Raw genomic sequence first — 17,884 nt, forward strand, 5'->3', positions numbered from 1 at the left:
TCCAGCCCGCCTGGAAAAGGCGTATCAGTCCTAAACCCGTATACAGTATCTGGAATTAATTGATTAACTAATCTTGCATTGTAAGATTAGTCGGCTTTGGCCGGTTAACCTGTCAGGCCAGTGATTCGGACCCAAATGGCATTGCGGTAAATCCGACTCGCCGTACTCAGCGCGCGCGTATCAATATTTAACCTGTTAATCTCGATCACTGCGGGTTCAGGAGTTTATGCCTAAGCCGAGGTGACGCCTCAAAGCCGGACCGACGCTAGTTTACCCTGCGTCAAGAATACTTAAAACGGACCGCGCAGCACGCAAACCCGGGGACTCGCCACCGCGACCAAGGCGCGTCATGGTCAGCTCCATCGCGGCCACTTGCGCGTCGCGCGCGGGGCCGGGGTTGAGCAGGGCCTGAACGGCAGGCGCTATGCGCGCGGGATCGCAGCGCGGGCCGATGAATTCGGGCACGGCGCGGGTGTCGCTGACCAGATTAACCAATGTGACCGTGTCGATCCTGAGCATCCGCGTAATGATCGCCTGACTGAGCGCATTCATCCGGTACGCGATCACCATCGGCGTGCCTGCCGCTGCCAGTTCCAGCGACACCGTGCCAGACGCGGCCAAAGCGGCATCGGCGGCGCGGAACGCTGCCCGTTTGGTCGCGAGCGGCGTGCTGGCGGCGTCCAGCACCAGCGGGTCGCCGGGCCAATCGGCGACCAGCGCGCGCACCTGATCGGCACGGGCGGCGACACTGGGGATCACAACGCGCAGGCCGGGCTGATGTAGCTGTTCGAGTGTCGCCCCAAAGAGCGGTCCAAGACGCTCAACCTCGCCTTTGCGCGAACCGGGCAGCACAAGCAACAGCGGCGCATCGGCGGCGATGCCGTGGGTGGTGCGGAACTCTGCGGCCTCGGCCGTCGTTGCCACGGGTTCGGTGGTGACGGGGTGGCCGGTGAAGTCGCAGCTCATCCCGGCGGCCTGCATATAGGGCGGCTCGAACGGCAGAAGTGCCAGCACATGATCCACCCAGCGCGCCATCTTCGTCGCGCGTTTGGGCCGCCACGCCCAGACCGAGGGGGCCACATAGTGGATGGTCTTGAGCGCAGGATTCAGCGGCTTGGCGATGGCCAGCACACGCAGGCAGAAATCAGGGCTGTCTATGGTGATCACGGCATCGGGGGCATGATCGGCGATGGCTTGCGCGGTCTCACGGATGCGGCGTTTGAGGGGGAAGTATTTCGGCAGCACCTCGGCCAGCCCCATGACCGAAAGCTCTTCCATCGGGAAGAGGCTTTGCAGGCCCTGCGCCTGCATCAGTGGCCCGCCGACGCCCGCAAGTGTCAGGTCGGGCACCAACTGACGCAGGCCGCCAATCAAGGCCGCGCCGAGCGCATCGCCCGAAGGTTCGCCTGCGATGAGGAACAGCTTCATGGCGCGGCCCAGATGGCGATCTGCGCGGCCTCGGCGGCGGCCAGCACGGCGGGGCGGTTCAGAACGACCACCCGCCCGGCCTGCAGGGCGATGGCCGTCAGGCCAGCCGCCTGCGCTGCGGCAATGGTCTCGGGGCCAATGGCGGGCAGATCGGCGCGCAGATCCTGCCCCAGCTTGGCGCGTTTGACGAAGACGCCCCCTTGCTGCGGCGTACGCTCGGCCCGGTGGCGCGCAACATCACCGAGCATGGCGTCGGTGCCATACAGAGCCTCAACGGCCAGACAAAGACCATCGGCCACAACGCAGCCCTGCCCCACATCCTGAGGTGCCAGCGCATCGAGGATGGCGTGGCCGCGCGCGGCGTCACTGCGTTCACTGTCCAAGGGCGCCCGTTGGGTGAGCACCCCTTCAGCGGCGAGCAAGGATGGTGCGAGTTCGGCCAAGCCCTTCACCTGCAGGTCGTACTCTTCGATCAGGGCGATAATCCAGCGCAGCGCGCTATCATCGCCCCCCTTCATCGCGGCGAGCAATTGCGGGACCAGCATGGCCGTCTCACGGTCGAACAGCGCGGGGTCCAGGCGGGGACGGTGGATGGCACCTACCAGCGCGACGCTGTCGATCCCCTGATCGCCAAGCGCGCGCAGGAAAGGCGAGAGACGCTCAAAATTGAAGACCATATCCACGGCCAGTCCCTGCGGTTGCACCCCGGCGGGGGCGCAGATCAGCGGGGCGTCGAGCAAGGCGGCCAGTTCGGCAGGCAAGGCCCCTGCCCCGGCAATCAACGCGATGCGGCTCATTTCGGGGTCAGGAACGACCGGTCCGAGGCCGCGAGGATGAAATCGGTGATCTCGCGCACATGGCTGCTTTCGGTCTCGTCGGCCAGACGGCGGGCGCGGTCCATGAAGGTGCCTTCGCCCTGCGCCAGCATCTGGTACGCGGCGCGCAGGGCGGTGATCTCGGACCGCTCGACGCCCCGGCGTTTCAGACCGACAAGATTCAGCCCCTCCAGATCGCCGCGCGGCCCCTGCACCAGCCCGTGCGGCATCACGTCATTGGTCACCATGGTCACCGCGCCGATGATCGCGCCTTTGCCGATGCGGACCCATTGGTGCACGCCCGACAAGCCGCCGATGATCACGTCATCGCCCAGCACGCAGTGGCCGGCGACAGCGACGTTGTTCACCAGAATCACGCGGTTGCCGATCTGCGAGTCATGACCGACATGGGCACCGGTCATGATCAGGCAATCATCGCCCACGCGGGTGATGCCGCCACCACCCTCGGTGCCGGTGTTCAGCGTCGCACCCTCGCGGATGCGGGTGCGCTGGCCGATGACCAGCCGCGTGCGTTCGCCTTTGAACTTCAGGTCTTGCGGCGTTTCGCCAACGGTGGCGAAAGGATAGATGGTGCACCCGTCGCCGATTTCGGTCCAGCCGGTGAGCACGGCGTGCGACTTCACCACCACACCCCGGCCCAGCGTAACTTCGGGCCCGATCACGGAAAACGGGCCGATCTGGCACTCAGGGCCGATCACTGCCCCCTCTTCGACGACGGCCGAAGGGTGGATCTGCGCTGTGGCGTCAACAGACATCGGTCAGCCCCGGGCCGACAGGTCGATCATCGCCATGAACTCGGCCTCGGCAGCCATTTCGCCGTTCACGGTGGCCGTGCCCTGGAATTTCCAGATCTTCGACGATCCGCGAAGAACCTTGACGTGCAGGTCCACCACATCGCCGGGCACCACCTTGCGGCGGAACTTGGCCTTGTCGATGGACATGAAATAGACCAGCGGCTCTTTGTCGACCAGATCCAGCGTCAGGCCGACCAGCACCGCCGAGGTCTGCGCCAGCGCTTCGATGATCATCACACCGGGCATGATCGGCGCACCGGGGAAATGGCCCTGAAAATGCGGCTCGTTGAAAGTGACGTTCTTGACGCCGGTGGCTTCTTCACCGGTCTTGATGTCGCGCACCTTGTCGATCAGCAGAAACGGATAGCGATGCGGAATGATGCGCATGATCAGCGACAGATCGGCCTCGGTCGTGGTGGACCAGTCGCGGGCTTGGGCGGTATCGGGCATCGGGTGTCTCCGCTGGAAATCGGGGTGGGCGCGCGCGCCCGCTGCTCAAGACGTACCAACGAAACCCCGCGCCGACAAGGCGTTGGGCAACGCTCAGGGCGCGGGCGTCGGCGTGGCGTCGTCGGGCGTGGCGGGCGCCGGGGCGTCGCCTGCGTCGATCGGTGACGCATCAAGGCGGGCAATCGCCGCGTCGGTGATGTCCAGCCAGTCCGAGCCAAGGATCACGGCGTCGGGCTTGAGCAGACCAAGCACGCCCTGATCGTTCATCATCTCCACCAGAATCGGCAAGGCAGTGTCGAAAAACCGCTGCGCTTCGGTTTCCGAATGGCGGGTAAGCGCCTGACTGGCTTGCGCGCGTTCTTCGCGGATCTGCTCGACCCGTGTGTCAAAAACATCGGCACGGGTGCGGAATTCTTCGGGTGTCAGCGTCGAGCGCGCCTCGGTCAGGGCGCTTTCCTCGGCGGCGAGCTGGTCGGCGATCTGCTGGTTCTCGGCCTCAAGCGCCTGTTCGGCACGGCGGATACCGGCAAGGATCTGCTGCCCCAGACGCGAGCCGCGCAAAAGCCGGTCCTGATCGAGCACGCGGAACGGCACCGGCGAGATGCCGGTCAACGGATCGGGGGCCAGCGGCGGCGCGGACTGCGCCGATGCGAAGACGGGGGCGCCCAAGAGCACCCCCGCAATCAGGATCATCGACAAACGGTTCATCAGAACCGGGTAGCCAGCGACAGATCGAAGCGACGCGACCGGTCGTATTCTTCTTCCATGAGCGGCACCGCAAAGTTGAAGCGCAGCGGCCCAAGGGGCGAACCCCAGAAGAGCGAGAAGCCGGCAGCGGCGCGCAGGGCGCGGTCGCTATAGGCACAGTTCGTTTCGGCACCGGGGGTACAGGCCGATGCGTAAAGCTCATCCACGCCCCAGACCGAACCGACGTCCAGGAACAAGCCGCCGTGCATGTTGTATTCCTGCGGCAGGCCCAGCGGGAACTCGGCCTCGAACCGGGCGACGGCGAAGAAGTTGCCGCCCAGACCGTTGCGGGTGCCATTGGCGCTGTAGGCCACAGGGCCCATGCCGTAGGAGTCAAAGCCACGGAACTGCTCGGAAGTCAGCACGAAGCGTTCATTGACCCGGCTGGCGCCAGATTCGTGGAACACCGCACCCGCCTCGAACTCGGCCCGCAGAGTCACATCACCATTGGCGATGCGGCGCTCATAGCCGGTCATCAGGGTGCTGCGCAGCCAGCGACGATCACCGCCCAAGCCGGCGATATCCTGACTGAAGCGGAACACGAAGCCCCGATCAGGATCGGCGCCGTTTCTGCGCGTGTCGAACGAATAGGTGTAGCCAACGGACGAGGTTATGGCACGACCGGCATCGCGGCGGATGCGGGTTGCGACGGTATCGTCGGTCGCAGGGGTCGGGATTGGGTTTACCGTGATCTCGTTCGACGACAGCGACATGCGCACGCCCAGACGACCATATTCGCTGACCGGGAAGGTCAGAGAGGGCGAGAACTGCACCACGCGGGTGCCGAACTGGGTGCTCGACCCGTTCGACGTCGTCGTGGACAGACCAAGGCTGAGCCCCAGCGCCAGATTGCGGCCCAGCAGCGCGGGCTCGGTCAGCGACATCGACAGGCTTTGCGCGTTCGATACGGTCGAGAACGTCAGGTTCAGCGCCTGCCCACGGCCGAGGAAGTTGGTCTCGTTGTAGGTGATGTTGCCGCCGATGCCATCGCTGGCACCATAGCTCAGGCCAAAGCCCAACGAGCCGGTGGTGGTTTCGTCAACCCGCACGTCGACCACGGCCTGCTCGGGGTTGGAGCCCGGCGTCGGGTTGACCTGCACATCCGAGAAATACCCCAGTGCCCGGATGCGCGCCGCGGCTTCGCGGATCTCACGCGGGTTCAGCGGGTCGCCTTCGGCAACGTCGAACTGGCGGCGGATCACGCGGTCCTGCGTGGTCACGTTGCCCTGAATGTCGATGCGTTCGATGAACACGCGGTCACCGCGAACCAGCGCCAGTTCCACGTCGATGGTGCCGGTACGCTCATCGCGGGTCAGGCGCGGTTCGGCGCGCACGAAGCGCTGGCCGGATTCGTAGCCCACCTCTTCCGCCTGCTGGATCATGTTCTCCAGAATGGTCGGGGTGAACAGGACGCCCGTGCGGTCGGTGAGACCAGCCTGATACGCCGCCGGATCGATGCCGCCGATTTCAGACACGACGCGGACGTTGCCGACACGGTACTGCTGGCCCTCACGAATGGTGAAGGTGACATAAGCGCCGTCGCGCTCACGCGCCAGTTCGGTCACACCCGACAGCACCTGCACGTCCAGATAGCCGCGCGACAGGTAGAAGTCCTGCAGCGACTGGCGGTCGCTGGCGACGCGGGCTTCGTTGTAGTTGTCGGCGCGGAAGAAGGTCGACAGACGCCCAGCCTGAGCCGAGGCAACGGCGTTGCGCAGACGGCGGGGGCTGAACGAGCGGTTGCCGACGAAAGAGATGCGCTCGATCTCGACGACCGCGCCCTCTTCAATCTCGAACGCCAGATCCACACGCCCACCGGCGCGCTCGATCAGGCGCGGGGTCACCCGTGCCGACAGACGGCCAGCGTCGGCATATGCCTCGGCAATAGCGTTGGCGTCGGCTTCGGCGGTGGCAGGCGAATAGACGCCGCCCGACCGCGAGGTCACCACAGGGCGCAGACGGTCATCGTCGAGGCGGCGGTTGCCTTCGAACGCGACCTGACCGATCAGCGGATATTCCTGAACGTTGATCACCAGCCGGTTGCCCGACGGGGTAAAATCGACCTGACGGAAGAACCCGGTCCCGGCGACGCGCTGATAGGCCGCGTTCAGTTCCGCGGCACTCATGCTGCGGTTGCGAACGATTCTGGCGAACGAGACAATGGTATCGTCATCGATCAGGGCGTTGCCATCGACCTGAATGGTCGAGAACTGATAGGTCTGCGCTCCGGCGCTGGTGCCAACACCAGCCGAAATCATTGAAGAAAATAGAAGAACTGCTGCAAGACCTCGCACCGGGCGAGTAGCCCGAGTGAGGGCGCGTGCAGAAATGTCCACGTGAGAAACGCGCATTTCCAAGCCCCGTTTATTACCGCACTTTGTTTTCCTCTTGCTAGCGACGCGAGGCTTGCTTGTCAAAGCGTTGCGTCACCCGAAGGGCAGTTTCGCAGCATATGGGGATTCAATGTACCGCTATCGCCGTTTCCGTGCCGATGACGGCCACAGGATTCGGTGCGCAAGGGGCATTCAGACAAAAAAATCCCGCTCGGCCAAAGGGCTGAGCGGGCGTGCGTCTGGATCAGAGAATCGGCTCAGAAGGCGAGCGGCTCGATCATCGGGGCGTTGAGGAGCAAGATCAGCTCAGCCAGTTCCGCGGCGAGCACCAAGCCGGCGACGACAGCCAGCGAGAACCACAGCCGTTCGGATGACAGCGCATACAGGGTGCGCAGGCCTTGCGCGGCAGGAAGGACGAGATGCATGGCAGCCTCCGATGTCTCTGGAACTGCCCATCTTCCGCTGAAAGATGGCGTAAATGCGGCGGCACCGTGGCGCCGCCGCGACACCGTCAGCAGAACAGATCATTGCCCAGGGCAAACAGCATCATCGCCCCCAAAAGGACCAGACCAAAGCTCATCAGATACCCCATCACCCGCTCATTGGGCGGACGGCCGACCAGCGCTTCATAGGCGTGGAACACCAGATGCCCGCCGTCCAGAATCGGGATCGGGAACAGGTTGAGCAGGCCCACAGCGGTCGACAGCACTGCAATGAACCAGATGAAGCTGGCCGCGCCATCAGACGCCATCTCGCCCGAGGTGGTGGCGATGCCGACCGGCCCCGACAGGTTGCAGGTGCTGATTGCCCCGGTGATCATATGGTAGAGACCGGAGATCGAATTCGTCACGATCTCGCCGATCTGGGCGACCGCCAGCGGCACGGCCTCGACCACACCGACCGAGCGGGTCGGATGTTCAAAGAACGTCCCGCTTTGCAGCCCGATCAACCAGCGGGTTTCAAACCCGCCGTCAGGCAGCGGCAAGTCGGTGCGGCGCGGCGTCAGGCTGAGGTCAAGCTCGCTGCCACCGCGCCAGACCTGCAACGCGACCGGTGCGCCCGCGCCATCAGACACCAGCGGCGGCAGTTGCGAAAACGCCCAGACCGGGGTTTCGTTCACCGACAACACGACATCGCCGGTCTGCATCGACGCATCGCGGGCCGCCGAGTTCAGCGCGATACCCGCCGCGCGGGCGGGGATCGGGTGCGGGCCTTGCACGGTCAGCGTCTGGCCGTCGCGCTCGACCGTGTAGAGCACGGTTTCAGCCGGTGCGATGTCGCTTCCGACGCGGTAGAAATCCGTCAGTTCCGGGGTCGGCTGGCCTTCGATGGCGGTGATCATGTCGCCTTCTTGCAACTCAACCAGCCCCGGCATCGCGAACAGCGGGCCGACGCGCGGGGTTTTGTCGGGCAGGCCCTGCACGGCCAGAAACGCGGTGAAGATCAGGATCGAGAAGATGAAGTTGAACGCCGGGCCTGCGAAGATTGTCGCCGCCCGTGCCCAGAGCGGTGCGCCATGCATCGTGCGCCGCCGTTCCTTGGCGTCGAGATGTGACATCACCTCATCATCGGCACCCGCCGAGGCCGCGTTGGCGTCGCCCAGAAACTTGACGTAACCGCCAAAGGGCAGCGCCGCGACCTGCCATTGCGTGCCGCGCTTGTCGGTGCGGCTGAACAGCACCGGACCAAAGCCCAGACTGAACACCTCGGCATGAATGCCCGACCAGCGGCCGACGATATAATGGCCGTATTCATGCACCGTCACGATGATCGACAGCGCCACGATGAAGGCAGCAAGCGTGAAGAAGAGGTTGCCGAATTCGGGCAGCAGACCCATGGGGACTTCCTTTGTTACGCTGGCGCGGCCCGGTGACGGGCCTGCGCGGCCTCGCCTGCCAGAGCGCGCGCCTCGGTGTCGATGGCCAGAACCTCGGCCAAACTACGCGGGGTTTGCGTGATATCCGCCCGCGCGGCGAAGGCACTGAGCGTGTCCTCAACCAGCGGGGCCATGTCGAGAAACCCGATCTTGCGGGCAATGAAATGATCAAGCGCGATTTCCTTGGCGGCGTTGAACACCGCCCCCGCCGCGCCGCCGGTGCGCATGACCTGCCACGCCAGCGCCAGCGCCGGATAGCGGGTCAGGTCCGGCTCGGCGAAATCGAGCCGCCCGGCTTGCGCAAGGTTCAGCCGCGCCACCGGCAGGTCGCCGCGCTGTGGCCAGTTGAGCGCATAGCCGATCGGATGGCGCATATCAGGCGCGCCCAGATGGCCCATCACCGCGCCGTCGCGGAAGGCGACAAGCGCGTGGACCAGCGATTGCGGATGGATCAGCACGGCGATCTGGTCAGGGGCGAGGCCGAAGAACTCGTGCGCCTCGATCACCTCCATCGCCTTGTTGAACATCGACGCGCTGTCGATGGTGATGCGCTGGCCCATGTCCCAGTTGGGGTGCTTGCCCGCGTCGTCGGGCGTCGCATGCGCAAGGCGTTCCATCGGCCAGTCACGCAGCCCCCCGCCCGAGGCGGTCAGGGTGACGGTCTCAACGGCGGCAATATCCTCACCGGCCAGCGCCTGAAACACCGCCGAGTGTTCGCTATCCACCGGCAGGATCGTCGCGCCATGGCTGCGGGCTTCGGCCAGCAGCAGCGGCCCGGCGGTGACCAGCGATTCCTTGTTGGCCAGCGCAACGGTGCGCCCCTGCGCCAGCGCGGCAAAGCCCGGCGCAAGCCCGGCAGCGCCGACAATGGCTGACATCATCCAGTCGGCGGGACGATGCGCGGCCTCAACCACGGCCTGCGTCCCGGCAGCAACGCGGATGCCGGTGCCCGCAAGCGCCGCCTTGAGCGGCTCGTAACAGTCGTCAAAGGCGGTGACGGCCAGCTCGGCCTTGTGGGCAATGGCCTGCCTTGCCAACAGCGCCACGTTGCGCCCGCCGGTCAGCGCCACCACCGCGATGTCATTCCGGCGGCCCAGCAGATCCAGCGTGCTGACCCCGACAGATCCCGTCGCGCCAAAGACCGAAACCTTGCGCATCAGCCCGGAAGTCCGGGCACGATGTGACCACTGAACGCGCCCAGATAGGCCAGAACCAGTGCCAGCGCGGCGACGGCAATCATCGCGTCAAAGCGGTCGAGTACACCGCCATGGCCGGGGATCAAGTTCGAGGAATCCTTGACCTTCATGCGACGCTTGATGGCGCTCTCGGCGATGTCGCCCAGTTGCCCGGCGAAGGCGAGCAACGACGACAGTGCGATCACTTCGCCCGGCATTCCGCCCCAGACCACAAAGCCCGCGCCGACGCCAGCGGCCAGCAGCCAGCCCGCCACGGTGCCGGACCATGTTTTCTTGGGGCTGACGCGCGGCCAGAACTTCGGCCCGCCGATCACCCGCCCGGCGAAATAGCCCGCGACATCGGACGCGATGACCACACAGACCAGCCAGAGCACGAAGATCAGCCCGTAACCTTCACGCAGCACGATCAGCCCATGCGCGGCCCACAGGATCAGCGCGAAATAAAGGCCAAAGATCACCCGGTCGCGCGGCATCTTCCACGCCATCGCCACCGCGCCCAGTGCCAGCCCGGCCAGTGCGAACCAGCCGCCCTGCCAGACGGTGAAGACACCGACCAGTATGGCGGCAACCACGCCGGTCGCCTCGGCGCGGCCTTCGGGCGCGTCGGGGACCATCATCTTGTGCAACTCCCAGCCCATCAGACCGGCAAGCACCACGGCCAGCACGCCGAAGGTATAGCCACCCAGCCAGATCGCGGCGACACCGACCACAGCCATCACGATACCCGAGAGCACGCGAGCGCGCAGATCGCCAAAATTCGCCATTATTTAACCCCGCCGAAACGCCGGTCGCGGGTGCCAAAGCGACCAAGGATCTCGGCCATCACCTCAGGGGTGAAATCGGGCCACAGCACCGGGGTGAATTCATATTCTGAATACGCCGCCTGCCAGAGCAGGAAGTTGGACACCCGCGTCTCGCCCGAGGTGCGGATGACCAGATCCGGGTCGGGCAGATGCGCGGTATCCAAGGCGCCGTCCAGCGCCGCCTCGTCGATCTGATCGGCGGTGATTTCACCCGCCGCGACGCGCAGCGCCAGCTTGCGGGCAGCGCGGATCAGCTCGTCCCGGCCGCCATAGTTGATGGCAACGGTTACGGTCAGCCGGTCGTTCGCCATGGTCCGCTGCTCGATCCACCCCATCAGGTCTTGCAGCTTCTTGTCCAGACGGCTGCGGTCGCCAATAAAGCACATGCGCACGTTTTCACGCGACAGCGCCTCGGCCTCGCGCTGGATGTAGCGCCCGAACAGCTTCATCAGCCCGAGCACTTCCTCGGTCGAGCGTTTCCAGTTCTCGGTCGAAAAGGCGTAGACGGTCAGATACCGGATACCCAGATCGGGCGCGGCGCGCACGATCTCCTTGACGCGCTCACTGCCCTTGCGATGGCCGACAAGACGCGGCCAGCCCTTGCTCGTCGCCCAGCGGCCATTCCCATCCATGATGATGGCCACATGGCGAGGCGTGGCGGGCGCATTAGACATGAGTACTCCGAGCGTGAAACAGACGGCACAATAGCGCGACAGCCAGGTGTCGTCAGACCTGCATGATCTCTTCTTGTTTGGCCTCAAGCGCCTTGTCGACCAGCGAGATATGCGTGTTGGTCAGCTCCTGCACCTCGGATTCCCAGAGCTTCTGGTCATCTTCGGACATGCCGGCGGCCTTGGCCTTCTTGATCTGGTCCATCCCGTCGCGGCGCACGTTGCGCACGGCGACGCGCGCACTTTCGGCGTAGTGACCGGCAACCTTAGTCAGCTCGCGGCGGCGTTCCTCGTTCAGCTCGGGGATCGGCAGCATGATGATCGTGCCGTTGAGCTGCGGGTTGATGCCCAGCCCGCTTTCGCGGATCGCCTTTTCAACCTTGTTCACCATCGCCTTGTCCCAGACGTTAATGGTGACCATACGCGGTTCGGGCACGTTGACGGTGCCCAGCTGGTTGATCGGGGTCATCTGGCCATAAGCGTCGACCTGAATAGGCTCCAGCATCGAGCCCGAGGCCCGCCCGGTGCGCAAACTGGCGAATTCAACCCGCAGAGAGGAAATCGCGCCGTCCATCCGGCGGCTGAGGTCGTCGATGTCGATGTCGATTTCGTCGGACATGATGGTAGTTTTCCTTTTCTCGCCTGCGACCGTCAGGTCCGAAGCACGTCGTCTTTGGGTTTCTATAAGCCAAGGCCGCCTCTGGGTATAGAGGGGTGGGCGCTACATCGACCGGCGTTGTGCGGCCTTACGGGATTCACGGTACAGCGCAATAAGGCCGGGCACGATCAAGTGCCCATACCAGATCGCCAAAAACAGCTCTATTCGCGTTTGATACACCCAGGCCACGCCGATCATCCGGCCATAGAAGAACCACCACGGCAGCGGCTGCGTCCCCTCCGGCATGACAAACACCATCGTGTGTACTGTCGTTACCGCAAGCAGAATGACCACGATCGCCAGCGGCACCAAAGCCCAGCGCAGACTGCGCCACGGGCTGTTGGGCGGATGCATTGGCGCACAGCGCAGACCGCTGTCGACATAGCGCCCCTGCTGCAACGACGCGGCCATCGAGCCCAGCGTGTCGTCGACTGGTTGCAGTGTCGAGCGTGCGAGCAAGTGCTTAGCTGACGGGGAAATCCCCGACAACCAGCGCAAGGAGGCCATTGTGATCCCGTTAAACCGAACGGAATAGTAAGGCATCGTCTCGAAAATCGGATGCAGGTTGACCCCGACCTCCAAAGCCGCCCGCTCGAGGATCAGCGTCCGGTCATGGGGGCCAGCCTTGAGCTGAGAGAACCGAGAGTGCGGGCTCAGCCGTTCCGGCGCGACGTCCAGAACCTCTGAAGCGGCCCGAAGTATCGCAGCGTCAACCTTCTCCGACACGGCAAAATCAGCCCTGTACGCGGGTATACGTCCCTTCGCCGTTCAGGATCGAGCGGAACCCGCCCGAAGCGTCCAGCGAGAAGACGATGATCGGCAACTGGTTATCGCGGGCCAGTGCGATCGCGGTTGCATCCATCACGCCGAGGTTCTTTTCCAGCGCCTCGTCGTAGGACACCGTGTCATACCGCTTGGCGTCGGCGAATTTGTTGGGGTCCTTGTCGTAGACGCCATCGACCTTGGTGCCCTTGAACACCCCTTCGCAGCCCATCTCGCTGGCGCGCAGGGTCGCGGCGGTGTCGGTGGTGAAATACGGGTTGCCGGTGCCTGCTGCAAAGATGCAGACGCGGCCTTTCTCAAGGTGACGCACGGCGCGGCGGCGGATGTAGGGTTCGCAGACCTGATCCATCGGAATGGCGCTGATCACGCGGGTGAAGATGCCGACACCTTCCAGCGCCGACTGCATGGCCAGCGCGTTCATCACGGTCGCCAGCATGCCCATATAGTCGGCCGTGGTGCGTTCCATCCCCTGCGCCGAGCCTGCAAGCCCGCGAAAGATGTTGCCGCCGCCGATGACCATGCAGATCTCAACGCCCATGTCATGCACCGACTTCACCTCTTGCGCGATGCGCGCAACGGTTGGCGGATGCAGACCGTATCCTTGGTCCCCCATCAGGGCTTCACCCGAAATCTTCAACATTACGCGGCGATACGAGGGGGACTGGTCGATCATCGGAGCCTTTCCTTGCGGCGCGATGCGGGCCGGGTGCGGGTGGTGGCACGGGCGCTGGCAGCGGGCGGCAATCGGGGGTGGTTTCATTCGGCTGCAAAATGTCGGAAAACCCCGGCAGGTTCAACGCCTGATCGCCCCCAATTGCACGAAGAGCGCGCATGTTCGCCGAGCTGCCCCTGCCCGACCCGTCCCGCCCCGTGCTGATCGCCGGCCCCACCGCCAGCGGCAAGTCGGCGCTGGCGCTGCGCATCGCGCAGGCGCAGGGGCGCGCGGTGATCAACGCGGATGCGTTGCAGGTTCATGACAGCTGGCGGGTGCTGACCGCCCGGCCCGATGCGCGCGACGAGGCAATGGTGCCGCATCTGCTCTATGGCCATGTGGCGCGCGACGCTGACTATTCCGTCGGCCACTGGCTGCGCGAGGTGGCGCCGCTGCTGGCCGCGAACCCGGTGATCGTGGGCGGGACCGGCCTCTATTTCACCGCGCTGACCGAGGGGCTGGCCGAGATCCCGCCCACCCCGCCCGCGATCCGCGCCGAAGCGGACGCGATCCTGCGCGACGACGGGCTTGCGACGCTGCTGGCCGATCTGGATCCGCAGACCGCCGCCCGCCTCGACCAGCGCAACCCGGCCCGCGTGCAGCGCGCCTGGGAAGTTTTGCGCGCCACCGGCAAGGGGTTGGCGGCATGGCAAGACCAGACCGGCGCGCCGCTCTTGCCGCTATCACAGGCCACCGGGCTGGTGCTGACCCCCCGAATCGACTGGCTGAACGACCGAATCGGCACCCGGTTCGACGCCATGCTGGCAACCGGCGCGCTGATCGAGGCACAGGCCGCATTGCCGCATTGGCCCGCCGACGCAGGCACACCTTCGGCCCCGTTGTGGACAAGAGCCATCGGCGCGCCCGAATTGATCGCCCATCTGCAAAACCACATGTCGTTAGAGAATGCGCGGGATTCCGCCACATTAGCCACACGGCAATACGCGAAACGCCAGCGCAGCTGGTTTCGCAACCGCATGAAGAACTGGAACGCGGTGGTTATCCCCTGACTTATCCAGAGTCACCAAACTGCAACGCCTGTGAGTCGATTCACAAATCCGCCCAGCTTTGACCGTGATTCTCCTTCCAGAGTGGCTGTGACGCTCCCTACGCTGGGGCACCGCTGCCACGGAAGAATTATGACAATCATACCCGATACCCCTTCGCAACTGAGGTTGACGCCCATTTCGCGTCTGGCCGCCGGTGGGCGTTGGCGCGTTGAGGCGATGCGCTCTTTGCGCGAACCGGTGCTGCTCTGGTTCACGCAAGGTCAGGGCCGCATCACCGTCGCCGGCACCACCCGCGCCTATGGCCCGAACAACGCGGCCTTCATTCCGCCCGGCGTCATGCACGGGTTCGAGATCGCGCCGCGCGTGCAAGGCACAGTGGTGTTCTTTGGCCGCAACCACGGTCTCGACCTGCCCGCCACGCCGCAGTTCCTGCGCCCCCGCGATCCGATCTCACAAAAAGAGCTGATCGCCACGCTTGAGGCGATCCAGCGCGAACTGGAAAGCGCGCGCTCGGGCTCGCTGAAAGCTGCGCAGCATCATCTGGGCTTGCTGGGCGTCTGGCTTGACCGCCAGCTGGAACGCGAAAAGGCGTTCGAGACGATGCCGCACCGCCCTGCGGCCTCGCAGCAGCTGGTGGCGCGCTATGCCTCGCTGCTGGAACGCGATTTCCGCTCGAACCGGGCCGTCGCCGATTATGCCGAGGCGCTTGGCGTTACGCCGACACATCTGACCCGCGTGTGCCGGGGGGCCTGCGGCAAGGGTGCGCATCAGCTGCTTGAGGACCGCATCCTGTTCGAGGCCCGCCGCCTGCTGGCCGAAACGCGGCTGCCGGTCAAGGACGTGGCCGAGATGCTTGGCTTCAACTCGCCGGGTTACTTCACCCGCGCCTTCCAGAAAACCGCCGGGGTCACCCCGTCGGCGTTCCGCAAGAAACCGGCGGGGCCTGTCGTTCCCCGGGTATAAGTGCGCCGTGTATGCAAGACAAAAGCCGCGCCCCAAAACAGGCGCGGCTTTTGTGTGTCCGACGGGGCTGGTCGTCCTCAGCCCGCGCCCAGAATGATGCTGACGTATTGCGTTGTCTCGGCGAAGGGCGGCACGCCGTTATGCCGCTCGACCGCGCCGGGCCCCGCGTTATAGGCCGCCAGCGCCAGCCGCCAGTCGCCGAAACGCTCGTACATCAGACGCAGATAGCGCGCGCCGCCCTCAAGGTTCTGGCGCGGATCGTTGATATTCACGCCCAGCAGTGCCGCCGTTTCCGGCATCAACTGCGCCAGACCATGCGCACCGACGGGCGAGGTTGCATTGGGGTTCCAGCCACTTTCCTGATGCACCAGCCGCAGGAACAGCTCTTCGGGCACGTTGTGGCGCTGTGCTGCGGCACGGGCCAGCGCGATATACTCGCCCCGGTACGCGCCATTGTAGACCACTGCCGGGGCGGCGTTTTCAGGAACCGCCGCCGAATATTGCCGTGACATTCGGGTGTCCATCAGGCGGGTTTGCGAGCGGAACGCCTCGGTCCGCGACGTCGGCGCCGCAGAGCCGCCACCCAGCCGCAACCCGCTGGCATCCGCCATCGTTGCACTGACCATCAGGCCTGCCACCAGCAGCGTTCTGAGCATCATCCGCCCCAATCCTGTCCCCAAGTGGCGCGGACTATACGCCCGAATCGCTTATGCGCCAAGCGGGGCGTCCGGGGTCTGAGCGGGAGCGCGCGCAGGCTCCGCGGACACGGATAACCCTTTCGCAACCAAGTTCATGTGGTGTACCCAAGCGGTCAACAGATTCGGAACAAGAACAAGGGGCGCTGAATATGGCGGGATCGGTCAATAAAGTCATTCTGATCGGCAATCTGGGCCGCGACCCTGAGGTGCGCAGCTTTCAGAACGGCGGCAAAGTTGTGAACCTGCGGATCGCGACCAGCGAGACGTGGCGCGACAAGGCCTCGGGTGAGCGCAAAGAGCGCACCGAATGGCATTCGGTGGCGATTTTCAGCGAACCGCTGGGCAAGATCGCCGAGCAGTATCTGCGCAAAGGCTCGAAAGTGTATATCGAGGGCCAGCTGGAAACCCGCAAATGGCAGGACCAGTCGGGTCAGGACCGCTATTCGACCGAGGTCGTGCTGCGTCCGTTCCGCAGCGAACTGACCCTGCTCGATGGCCGCAATGACGGCGGTTCGGGCGGCGGCGGTGGGCGCGGCTATGACGATCCGATGGGCGGTGGCGGTGGCTACGGCGGCGGTTCGTCGGGCGGCAGTGGCGGTGGCGGCGGCCGGTCCTCGGGCGGCGGCTTTGGCGGCGGCGCCTCGGACATGGACGACGAAATTCCGTTCTGAGGAACAAACGCGACCGGGGGAACGGCAGCACGAGACGCGAGCGAACCGGGGCCACTTGACGCCCCATCGCCCTGCCGCTATTCCCCCGATCAGCGCGGGTATGATGTAATGGTAGCCTGTCAGCTTCCCAAGCTGAACGCGCGGGTTCGATTCCCGCTACCCGCTCCAATATTTTCCGAACATTTGTCAGCTTAGTCAAAGCCTTACAGGCTTCATCCGGCCCCGCTGGATGCAGCCACAAAAGAGAACTTTCGGACAACTTCTACCAGAATCGGCCAGAGTTTCCCGAAGAGTTCCGAAGAAAATCCCGAAGACCGTCCGCAGTTGTTCCTCACACTCATTCGAGTGTTGAGCATCAACGTCGAACACCTGCGATCCACGCATCTCAGATCGAGCGACCCAAAGTACACGCTTTAGCGCACATCGCGCATTAGGCGCCGACTTCAAACGTCGGTAAGGCGTTCGAACTGTGATCCTGCCCCACCCGGAAAAAGACCAATCGCTGGGAACCGGCAAAAGCAGCAGGCCGGACTTCTTTAGCCCGGCAACCCTGTCGCCCCTCCGCCGCATAAACTTGCGCGCTTGGACATGCGCGACGACACCGCGATCGTTCATCATAACGAAGGCAGCGCGTTTGGCCTGACCTTCCCTGACCTTCCTGGCTGCTTCGCCGCGGCCGACAGCTGGGATGAGATCTCCGCTGCCGCCGCCGAAGCGCTCGATCTTTGGTTCGAGGACATGCCGTCCGGACAGCCGGCATCACTTTCAGAGATCCGGGCCCGCCCTGAAGTTTCCAGAAAACGTAAAGCCGGGGCAGATCTGCTTCCTGTGCCAGACATCCCCGCCGACACCGCCGTGCAGCGCGTCAACATCCCGATTGAGCGCGGGCTGTTACAAGCGATCGATCAGACAGCAAAAGCGAGGGGCATGAACCGTTCGTCATTCCTCGCCTCAGCCAACCGTCGTGAACTGGTGGGAGCGAGCTGACACGCCTTTGCGTCACAAAAGTCATGAAGCGGCCATTCGCTGCGCTGACGCCAACGGCAGCGATGCGAATGAACGGTTTCTTTGCGAAGCTTGGTCATCCTTGCATTAATCGGCCCTGACCCCAGAAAGACTTTTTTCCACTTTCGGCTTTTAATTGACGTTTTGTGCGTTAGTGTCGCGGCGTATCAGTGGGCTGTTATTGCCTATCAAAGAATGCCCATCGCAGGAATGCGGCGTTCTGCAAACATAATTTAAGGATATGCTGTGC

The 17,884-nt window shown here is 64.3% G+C and carries 19 protein-coding genes and 1 tRNA gene; 5 read left to right on the forward strand and 15 right to left on the reverse strand.

Features of this window, described 5'->3' with window-relative positions:
• Positions 1-270: 270 nt before the first annotated feature.
• From lpxB to pyrH, 14 genes are all read right to left on the reverse strand, one after another.
• The gene (gene lpxB / locus EAE28_RS02335) at positions 271-1,428 is read right to left on the reverse strand and encodes a lipid-A-disaccharide synthase (RefSeq protein WP_127104203.1); all 1,158 of its coding nucleotides are present in this window, start codon (positions 1,426-1,428) and stop codon (positions 271-273) included.
• Positions 1,425-2,225, reverse strand: coding sequence for an LpxI family protein (locus tag EAE28_RS02340; RefSeq protein WP_127104204.1), 801 nt, complete (start codon positions 2,223-2,225; stop codon positions 1,425-1,427). The genes lpxB and EAE28_RS02340 overlap by 4 nt, the downstream gene beginning before the upstream one ends.
• Positions 2,222-3,019, reverse strand: coding sequence for an acyl-ACP--UDP-N-acetylglucosamine O-acyltransferase (gene lpxA / locus EAE28_RS02345; protein ID WP_127104205.1), 798 nt, complete (start codon positions 3,017-3,019; stop codon positions 2,222-2,224). Before lpxA ends, EAE28_RS02340 begins: the two co-directional genes overlap by 4 nt.
• 3 nt (positions 3,020-3,022) lie before the next feature.
• Positions 3,023-3,508, reverse strand: coding sequence for a 3-hydroxyacyl-ACP dehydratase FabZ (gene fabZ / locus EAE28_RS02350; protein WP_127104206.1), 486 nt, complete (start codon positions 3,506-3,508; stop codon positions 3,023-3,025).
• Positions 3,509-3,601: 93 nt separating this feature from the next.
• Positions 3,602-4,216 carry an OmpH/Skp family outer membrane protein gene (locus tag EAE28_RS02355; RefSeq protein ID WP_127104207.1) on the reverse strand — a complete coding sequence of 205 codons (615 nt, stop codon included), beginning with the start codon at positions 4,214-4,216 and terminating at the stop codon, positions 3,602-3,604.
• Positions 4,216-6,513: an outer membrane protein assembly factor BamA gene (bamA, locus tag EAE28_RS02360; RefSeq protein WP_164736529.1), complete on the reverse strand. Its 2,298-nt coding sequence runs from the start codon at positions 6,511-6,513 to the stop codon at positions 4,216-4,218. The genes EAE28_RS02355 and bamA overlap by 1 nt, the downstream gene beginning before the upstream one ends.
• Before the next feature lie 332 nt (positions 6,514-6,845).
• Positions 6,846-7,013, reverse strand: coding sequence for a hypothetical protein (locus EAE28_RS23660; RefSeq protein ID WP_164736530.1), 168 nt, complete (start codon positions 7,011-7,013; stop codon positions 6,846-6,848).
• Positions 7,014-7,099: 86 nt separating this feature from the next.
• Positions 7,100-8,425, reverse strand: a complete 1,326-nt coding sequence (rseP, locus tag EAE28_RS02365; RefSeq protein WP_127104209.1) for an RIP metalloprotease RseP — start codon at positions 8,423-8,425, stop codon at positions 7,100-7,102.
• Positions 8,426-8,439: 14 nt separating this feature from the next.
• Positions 8,440-9,621, reverse strand: coding sequence for a 1-deoxy-D-xylulose-5-phosphate reductoisomerase (gene dxr, locus EAE28_RS02370; protein WP_127104210.1), 1,182 nt, complete (start codon positions 9,619-9,621; stop codon positions 8,440-8,442).
• Positions 9,621-10,424 carry a phosphatidate cytidylyltransferase gene (locus EAE28_RS02375; protein ID WP_127104211.1) on the reverse strand — a complete coding sequence of 268 codons (804 nt, stop codon included), beginning with the start codon at positions 10,422-10,424 and terminating at the stop codon, positions 9,621-9,623. The genes dxr and EAE28_RS02375 overlap by 1 nt, the downstream gene beginning before the upstream one ends.
• Positions 10,424-11,137 carry a polyprenyl diphosphate synthase gene (gene uppS, locus EAE28_RS02380; protein ID WP_127104212.1) on the reverse strand — a complete coding sequence of 238 codons (714 nt, stop codon included), beginning with the start codon at positions 11,135-11,137 and terminating at the stop codon, positions 10,424-10,426. The genes EAE28_RS02375 and uppS overlap by 1 nt, the downstream gene beginning before the upstream one ends.
• Before the next feature lie 52 nt (positions 11,138-11,189).
• Positions 11,190-11,753, reverse strand: coding sequence for a ribosome recycling factor (gene frr / locus EAE28_RS02385; protein ID WP_127104213.1), 564 nt, complete (start codon positions 11,751-11,753; stop codon positions 11,190-11,192).
• Positions 11,754-11,855: 102 nt separating this feature from the next.
• Positions 11,856-12,518 (reverse strand): hypothetical protein, encoded by a 663-nt coding sequence (locus tag EAE28_RS02390; RefSeq protein WP_127104214.1) that lies wholly within the window; start codon positions 12,516-12,518, stop codon positions 11,856-11,858.
• A gap of 7 nt (positions 12,519-12,525) precedes the next feature.
• Entirely contained in the window at positions 12,526-13,248 is a 723-nt protein-coding gene (gene pyrH, locus EAE28_RS02395; protein ID WP_127104215.1) for a UMP kinase, read from the reverse strand.
• A gap of 158 nt (positions 13,249-13,406) precedes the next feature.
• Between pyrH and miaA the strand changes: the two genes are divergently transcribed.
• The gene (gene miaA, locus EAE28_RS02400; RefSeq protein WP_127104216.1) at positions 13,407-14,297 is read left to right on the forward strand and encodes a tRNA (adenosine(37)-N6)-dimethylallyltransferase MiaA; all 891 of its coding nucleotides are present in this window, start codon (positions 13,407-13,409) and stop codon (positions 14,295-14,297) included.
• Positions 14,298-14,426: 129 nt separating this feature from the next.
• Entirely contained in the window at positions 14,427-15,260 is an 834-nt protein-coding gene (locus tag EAE28_RS02405) for an AraC family transcriptional regulator (protein WP_127104217.1), read from the forward strand.
• Between the two features lie 77 nt (positions 15,261-15,337).
• Here EAE28_RS02405 and EAE28_RS02410 read toward each other — a convergent pair whose 3' ends face one another.
• Complete coding sequence (locus tag EAE28_RS02410) at positions 15,338-15,919, reverse strand: lytic transglycosylase domain-containing protein (protein WP_127104218.1); 582 nt, start codon at positions 15,917-15,919, stop codon at positions 15,338-15,340.
• 188 nt (positions 15,920-16,107) lie between these two features.
• On the opposite strand from EAE28_RS02410, the gene ssb reads away from it, so the two are divergent.
• The 3 genes from ssb (at position 16,108) to EAE28_RS02425 (ending at position 17,616) form a co-directional block, all read left to right on the forward strand.
• Positions 16,108-16,629 (forward strand): single-stranded DNA-binding protein, encoded by a 522-nt coding sequence (gene ssb / locus EAE28_RS02415; RefSeq protein ID WP_127104219.1) that lies wholly within the window; start codon positions 16,108-16,110, stop codon positions 16,627-16,629.
• A 94-nt stretch (positions 16,630-16,723) separates the two neighbouring features.
• Positions 16,724-16,797 (forward strand) — tRNA-Gly (locus EAE28_RS02420).
• Between the two features lie 420 nt (positions 16,798-17,217).
• Positions 17,218-17,616, forward strand: coding sequence for a type II toxin-antitoxin system HicB family antitoxin (locus EAE28_RS02425; protein ID WP_127104220.1), 399 nt, complete (start codon positions 17,218-17,220; stop codon positions 17,614-17,616).
• The last annotated feature ends 268 nt before the right edge of the window (positions 17,617-17,884 follow it).

The sequence above is a fragment of the Pararhodobacter zhoushanensis genome, from assembly GCF_003990445.1.
Classification (GTDB): domain Bacteria; phylum Pseudomonadota; class Alphaproteobacteria; order Rhodobacterales; family Rhodobacteraceae; genus Pararhodobacter; species Pararhodobacter zhoushanensis.

Excerpts from the sequence above, each read along its gene's own strand:
- lpxB (WP_127104203.1), bottom strand. The coding sequence starts at position 1,428 with ATGAAGCTGTTCCTCATCGCAGGCGAACCTTCGGGCGATGCGCTCGGC.
- EAE28_RS02340 (WP_127104204.1), bottom strand. The coding sequence starts at position 2,225 with ATGAGCCGCATCGCGTTGATTGCCGGGGCAGGGGCCTTGCCTGCCGAA.
- lpxA (WP_127104205.1), bottom strand. The coding sequence starts at position 3,019 with ATGTCTGTTGACGCCACAGCGCAGATCCACCCTTCGGCCGTCGTCGAA.
- fabZ (WP_127104206.1), bottom strand. The coding sequence starts at position 3,508 with ATGCCCGATACCGCCCAAGCCCGCGACTGGTCCACCACGACCGAGGCC.
- EAE28_RS02355 (WP_127104207.1), bottom strand. The coding sequence starts at position 4,216 with ATGAACCGTTTGTCGATGATCCTGATTGCGGGGGTGCTCTTGGGCGCC.
- bamA (WP_164736529.1), bottom strand. The coding sequence starts at position 6,513 with ATGATTTCGGCTGGTGTTGGCACCAGCGCCGGAGCGCAGACCTATCAG.
- EAE28_RS23660 (WP_164736530.1), bottom strand. The coding sequence starts at position 7,013 with ATGCATCTCGTCCTTCCTGCCGCGCAAGGCCTGCGCACCCTGTATGCG.
- rseP (WP_127104209.1), bottom strand. The coding sequence starts at position 8,425 with ATGGGTCTGCTGCCCGAATTCGGCAACCTCTTCTTCACGCTTGCTGCC.
- dxr (WP_127104210.1), bottom strand. The coding sequence starts at position 9,621 with ATGCGCAAGGTTTCGGTCTTTGGCGCGACGGGATCTGTCGGGGTCAGC.
- EAE28_RS02375 (WP_127104211.1), bottom strand. The coding sequence starts at position 10,424 with ATGGCGAATTTTGGCGATCTGCGCGCTCGCGTGCTCTCGGGTATCGTG.
- uppS (WP_127104212.1), bottom strand. The coding sequence starts at position 11,137 with ATGTCTAATGCGCCCGCCACGCCTCGCCATGTGGCCATCATCATGGAT.
- frr (WP_127104213.1), bottom strand. The coding sequence starts at position 11,753 with ATGTCCGACGAAATCGACATCGACATCGACGACCTCAGCCGCCGGATG.
- pyrH (WP_127104215.1), bottom strand. The coding sequence starts at position 13,248 with ATGATCGACCAGTCCCCCTCGTATCGCCGCGTAATGTTGAAGATTTCG.
- miaA (WP_127104216.1), top strand. The coding sequence starts at position 13,407 with ATGTTCGCCGAGCTGCCCCTGCCCGACCCGTCCCGCCCCGTGCTGATC.
- EAE28_RS02405 (WP_127104217.1), top strand. The coding sequence starts at position 14,427 with ATGACAATCATACCCGATACCCCTTCGCAACTGAGGTTGACGCCCATT.
- EAE28_RS02410 (WP_127104218.1), bottom strand. The coding sequence starts at position 15,919 with ATGATGCTCAGAACGCTGCTGGTGGCAGGCCTGATGGTCAGTGCAACG.
- ssb (WP_127104219.1), top strand. The coding sequence starts at position 16,108 with ATGGCGGGATCGGTCAATAAAGTCATTCTGATCGGCAATCTGGGCCGC.
- EAE28_RS02425 (WP_127104220.1), top strand. The coding sequence starts at position 17,218 with ATGCGCGACGACACCGCGATCGTTCATCATAACGAAGGCAGCGCGTTT.